Below are 5442 nucleotides of genomic sequence, written 5' to 3'. Positions count from 1 at the left end.
CGCCGGCGAACAGGGCCGCGGCTTTGCCGTGGTGGCCGGCGAGGTGCGGGCCCTGGCCCAGCACAGCGCGCAGGCGGCCGGCGAGATCCGCCAGCTGATCGCGCAGTCCAGCGAGCAGATGGACCAGAGCGCCCGCCACATGCAGCAGGCCGGCCACACCATCCACCAGGCGGTCAACTCCGTCACCCAGGTCAGCGCCCTGATCCACAGCGTGGTCACCGCCACGCGCGAGCAGACCCAGGGCATTGCCCAGGTCAACGACGCCCTGAACGACCTGGATGCCGTCACCCAAGACAACGCCCGGCTGGCCGAGGAATCGGCCCACTCCGCGCAGCACATGGACACCAACGCCGGCATCCTGCGCCGCACGCTGGACGTGTTCCGCATGTAGGCCGGCCCACCCAGACCGCGCACCCACCAGCCCCTTCGGGGGCTTTTTTTTGGTAGCTGCCTGCGCACGCCAGTGCTCGGTTCTCCATCGAAAACTGCAGCAAACGCACTACTGATGCGCGCTGGGCGCTCTGGTTTTCACACCACCCGTGCGCCAGCGGCGTGGCCTCTGCGCTGCATCAAGCCCGGCGCAGACCCGGGTCTGGGCTGCACGGCGTTTGACCGCGTCGCTGGACAGGCAGGGCCCGCGCTTTCTATGGTGGCGATCCCCCTCACCACCCAAGCCGTACCCATGAACGCCACCGCCACCCTGCCCGAATACCTGCACATCTTTGGCGAAGACGGCCCCGTGGCCGTGGAAGTCCACGGCCCGGCGGGCCCCTTGCCGCTACCCGCGCGCCGCATCTGCGCCGAAGACATTGCCTAGCTGGTCAGCGGCGACGGCCAGCGCCTGCGCACGGCGCTGCAGTTCAACGGCCAGGAGCGCGCCGTGCTGGCCTGCGAGCTGGACCCCGTGCAGCAGTGCATCCGCCTGCGGGTGGCCTGAGGCCGTCCGCGCCGCGTTCAATCCAGGCCGATGCCCTGGACGATGGCCTTTTCCTCGGCAAACGCCTGCTGCGCGAACGCCGCGTAGGCCTGGTGGTCGCGGTAGTCGGTGCGGATGCCGTAGTTGGCCACCACCTGCTGGAAGCCGGGGTCGTTCATCGCCGCCTTGACGGCGGCATCCAGCTTGCGCACCACCTCCTGCGGCAGCCCCTTGGGGCCGGCAATGCCCAGCGGCGACGGCACGTCAAAGCCATAGCCCGCCTCGCGGAAGGTGGGCACATCGGCAAAGGCCTCGGGCCGGCGGTCGGCCGCGGTGGCCAGGGCGCGCACCTTGCCGGCCTGCAGCTGCGGCAGGATGCTGTTGGCAAAAATGGCCGACTGGATGTGCCCGCCGGCCAGGGCGCTGATGGCGTCCGCATCGCCCTTGAAGGGGGCGTGGTTCAGCTGGATGCCGGTCTTCTTCTCCAGCAGGGCCATGGCCACGTGGTTGGCCGTGAACTTGCCCGGTGTGCCATAGCTCATCTGCCCCGGGTGCTGGCTGGCCCAGGCCACATAGTCCTGCAGCGTGCGGATGGGCGAGCTGGCCGGCACGGTGAGGATGAAGTCGTAGGTCATGAAGCTGGCGATGTAGGTCAGGTCGCGCACCGGGTCATAGGCCACCTTCTGGATGTAGGGCTGCCGGAAGATGCCCACCGGCGCCAGCGTCAACCGGTAGCCATCGGGGCGGGCGGTCAGCATGTCCACAACGCCCATGGCGCCCGCCGCCCCGGCCTTGTTCTCCACCACCACGGTCTGCCCCAGGGTCTTGCCCATGCTGGCCCCCAGCGCCCGGGCGATCACATCGGTCACACCCCCCGGCCCGTAGGGCACGATCAGGGTGATGGGTTTGTTCGGAAAGGCGTCGCCCTGCGCCTGCGCCACCCCCGTGCCCATGCCAAGGGTGATGGCCACCACCGCTGCCATCCAAGTCCGTCGCTGCATGCCTGCCTCCTGGTCATCGTCCGTGGAACATGACTGCAGTCTACGGCGCGGCGTGCCGCCCGCCTTGCGGGTCTGCCCCAGGAAATGCCGCCCCTAGGGCAAACCACATCGTGCAGCGCAACACCTGGGCCGCACCGCCCGGCAGGCCCGGCCGGTGCTGGCGCGGGCCTTGGGCCCACGTGCCGCAGGCGCGGCTGGAACGCGGCCGCCGCGTCCTGCAGGTGACAGGCTGAGGGTGACGGTGCGTCCGTCCGATCCGCAGGCCCACGCGGCGAAATGCGCCCCCGCACGGTGCTGCGGGGGCAGGAGGTTGATAGCATCGACCGTGATTGCCCCTTTTGGATTCCCCCTTCCCATGCGCCTGCTGCACACCTCGGACTGGCACCTCGGCCAGAGCTTCATGAACCACAGCCGCGAGCGCGAGCACTCGGCCCTGATCGACTGGCTGCTGGAGCAGGTACAGGTGCAGCAGGTCGATGCCGTGCTGATCGCCGGGGACATTTTTGACACCGGCACCCCGCCCAGCTACGCCCGGGCGCTGTACTACCGCCTGATTGCCGAGCTGCACCGCCTGAACGTGGCCCTGCTGCTGCTGGGCGGCAACCACGATTCGGTCAGCGTGCTGGGCGAAAGCCTGCCCTTGCTGCAGCACCTGCAGACCACCGTGATCGCCAACACCGGCAGCGCCGCACAGCACCTGGTCACCCTGCCACAGCGCGCCAGCGGCCAGCCCGGCTGCATCGTCTGCGCCCTGCCCTTCATCCGGCCGCGCGACGTGCTGCACAGCCAGGCCGGCCAGAGCGCGCAGGACAAGCAGCGCAGCCTGCAGGCCGCCATCCAGGACACCTATGCCCAGGTCTATGCCGCGGCGCAGGCCCGGCAGGCCGCCCACCTGCAGACGCACGGCGTGCGCCTGCCCATCGTCGCCACCGGCCACCTGACCACCGTGGGGGCCAGCAGCAACGAATCGGTGCGCGAGATCTACGTGGGTGCGCTCGAGGCCTTTCCCACGACCGCCTTCCCGCCGGCCGACTACATCGCGCTGGGCCACATCCACAAGCCGCAGAAGGTGGGCGGCCTGGAACACATCCGCTACAGTGGCTCCCCGATCGCGCTGGGCTTCGACGAGGCCCGGCAGACCAAGGAGGTGCTGCTGGTCGAGCTGGGCGCGGACGGCCTGTCCTCGGTCACGCCGCTGCCCACCCCGGTGTGCCAGGCCCTGGTCTCGGCCAGCGGCAACCTGGCCAGCCTGCCCGCCACCCTGCGCGCGCTGGCCGCCCAGGGCACGGCGGAGCACCCGGCCTGGCTGGAGGTCACCGTGCAGGACGACGATTACCTGCCCGATCTGGCCCCGCGCATCGAGGCCATGGTCCAGGACCTGCCGCTGGAGGTGCTGCGCGTCAAGCGGCAGCGCGGCACGGCCACGCCAGGCCTGTGGGCCGAGGATGCCGCCTCGCTGCACGAGTTGTCACCACGCGAAGTCTTTGCGCGCCGCCTGGCCCAGGAGACCCTGCCGGCCGAGCTGGAAGCGGCCTTGCGCGCCCGCTATGACAGCCTGCTGGCCACACTGCACGCCGGAGGTACGGCATGAAGATCCTGAGCCTGCGGCTGAAGAACCTCAACGCCCTCAAGGGCGAATGGCAGATCGACTTTCGCCAGCCCGCGTTTGCCGACAACGGCCTGTTTGCCATCACTGGCCCCACGGGCGCCGGCAAGTCCACCCTGCTGGATGCCATCTGCCTGGCGCTGTACCACGAGACCCCGCGCCTGAACGCGGTGGGCGGCCAGAGCAACGAACTGATGACCCGCCACACGGCCGACTGCCTGGCCGAGGTGGAGTTCGAGGTGCAATCCACGGTCTACCGCGCCTTCTGGAGCCAGCGCCGCGCACGCGACAAGGCCGACGGTGCGCTGCAGCCGCCCAAGGTCGAGCTGGCCCAGATCGAGGCCGCCACGGGCGCGGGCCACATCCTGACCACCCACAGCAAGGACAAGACCCGGCGCATCGCAGAGATCACCGGCCTGGACTTCGGGCGCTTCACCAAATCCATGCTGCTGGCCCAGGGCGGCTTTGCCGCCTTCCTGAACGCCAACGCCAACGACCGTGCCGAACTGTTGGAAGAGCTGACCGGCACCGAAATCTACGGCCAGCTGTCCCAGGCCGTGTTCGAGCGTGCCCGCGAGGCGCGCGAGGCCCTGGCGCGCACCCAGGCCCAGGCCGATGGCTTACAGCTGCTGGCCCCGGAAGCGCGCGCGGAACTGCAAGCCCGCCACCAGCAACTGCACACCGCGCTGGCCGAGACGCAGACGGCCTGGGCCACCGCCCAGGGCCACCACGCCTGGCTGCAGCAATGCGCCAGCGCCCAGCAGGCGGTGGAGCAGGCCACCGCGGCCGAGCAGCAGGCCCAGCAGGCCCAGCACCAGGCCCACGACGCGCTGCAACGCCTGGAACAGGATGCCCCCGCGCAGCGCTTGCTGCCCCTGCACCAGCACTGGCAGCACAGCCTGGACGCGCACCGCCAGACGCAGGAGAAACTACAAAAACTGCAGCAATCACTGCTCGACCAGCAAGCGCTGCAGGCCTATTTGCACCAGCATGCGGCGCAACAGGCGCAAGCCGAAGCCAGCACCGCCCGGCAACAGCTGCAGGCCCTGCAGGCGGCCATGGAGGAGCTGCAGCGCTACCAGCAACAGCATGCCGCCGATGCCCAGCTGGGCGAACACCTGGGCGGCTGGCGTGCCCTGCTGCAGCAGCGCCAGCATGCCCTGCAACAGCAGGCCGCGCAGCAGCGCAGCGCCGCGCAGCACGGCGCCGACGTGGACCAACTGCAGCGCACGTTGGCGGGGCAAACGGCCCAGCTGCACACCGCCGCGCAGGCGGAAACCGTCGCCAGCGACGCCCTGCAGGCCGCCACGGCGGCGCTGCACCAATTACTGGCCCAGCACGGCAGCGCCAGCCTGGCCGAGCTGCGTACACGCTGGCAAGCCGCGCTCCAAGCGGTCGCCCAGGCCGAACAGCGCCAGGCGTTGGCCGCCACCCGGCGCGAACACGCCCAGCACCAGGCACAGTTGGAGACCGCCCTCGCGGCCGGCACGGCCGAGCTAGACAAACAGACGGCGGCCCTGGCCAACCTGCGCCAGCGCTACGCCGCCCAGCGCGACGTGGTGGCCGACAAGCGCCAGTTGCTGGAGCAGGAGCGCCGCATCCAAAGCCTGGAGGCGCACCGCCAGGCCCTGGAGCCCGGCCACGCCTGCCCCCTGTGCGGCGCGCTGGAGCACCCGGCCGTGGCGGCCTACCAGGCGCTGGATGTCTCGGCCACACAGACCACGCTGGACGCTGCCGAGGCGGCGCTGGAACAGTGCAAGGAACAGGGCGAAGCCGCCAAAGCCGCCCTCGCCGCCGCACAGCAACGCCAGTCGGGGCTGCACGACCAGCTCCAGCAGTTGCACACCGCCAGCGCGCGCAACGCCGCAGCCTGGCAGGCCCTGCCACCGCCCGAGGGCCCGACCGGCGACTGGCAGCAG

Annotated in this window: 5 protein-coding genes; 4 read left to right on the top strand and 1 reads right to left on the bottom strand. The window is 70.5% G+C overall.

The features are described 5' to 3' along the window. Both SJH88_RS18375 and SJH88_RS18370 read left to right on the top strand, forming a co-directional pair. On the top strand, positions 1-391 hold a 391-nt coding region (locus SJH88_RS18375; RefSeq protein ID WP_274755302.1), incomplete at its 5' end, for a methyl-accepting chemotaxis protein. A gap of 291 nt (positions 392-682) precedes the next feature. Beyond that, complete coding sequence (locus SJH88_RS18370) at positions 683-817, top strand: hypothetical protein (protein WP_274755301.1); 135 nt, start codon at positions 683-685, stop codon at positions 815-817. A 137-nt stretch (positions 818-954) separates the two neighbouring features. Here SJH88_RS18370 and SJH88_RS18365 read toward each other — a convergent pair whose 3' ends face one another. Then, positions 955-1917, bottom strand: coding sequence for a tripartite tricarboxylate transporter substrate binding protein (locus tag SJH88_RS18365; protein WP_274755300.1), 963 nt, complete (start codon positions 1915-1917; stop codon positions 955-957). 355 nt (positions 1918-2272) lie between these two features. On the opposite strand from SJH88_RS18365, the gene sbcD reads away from it, so the two are divergent. Next, the gene (gene sbcD, locus SJH88_RS18360) at positions 2273-3508 is read left to right on the top strand and encodes an exonuclease subunit SbcD (RefSeq protein ID WP_274755299.1); all 1236 of its coding nucleotides are present in this window, start codon (positions 2273-2275) and stop codon (positions 3506-3508) included. Then, a partial coding sequence (locus SJH88_RS18355; protein WP_274755298.1) for an AAA family ATPase occupies positions 3505-5442 on the top strand: 1938 nt, incomplete at its 3' end. The genes sbcD and SJH88_RS18355, both read left to right, overlap by 4 nt.

The organism is Comamonas sp. GCA5, from assembly GCF_036541385.1.
Taxonomy (GTDB): Bacteria; Pseudomonadota; Gammaproteobacteria; order Burkholderiales; family Burkholderiaceae_C; genus Comamonas; species Comamonas aquatica.
Note: the sequence above shows the minus strand (reverse complement) of the source record. Positions and strands in the feature narration are given on the sequence as shown.

What these genes read in the sequence shown, in the direction of transcription:
- SJH88_RS18370 (WP_274755301.1), top strand. Translation starts at nt 683, where the DNA reads ATGAACGCCACCGCCACCCTGCCCGAATACCTGCACATCTTTGGCGAA.
- SJH88_RS18365 (WP_274755300.1), bottom strand. Translation starts at nt 1,917, where the DNA reads ATGCAGCGACGGACTTGGATGGCAGCGGTGGTGGCCATCACCCTTGGC.
- sbcD (WP_274755299.1), top strand. Translation starts at nt 2,273, where the DNA reads ATGCGCCTGCTGCACACCTCGGACTGGCACCTCGGCCAGAGCTTCATG.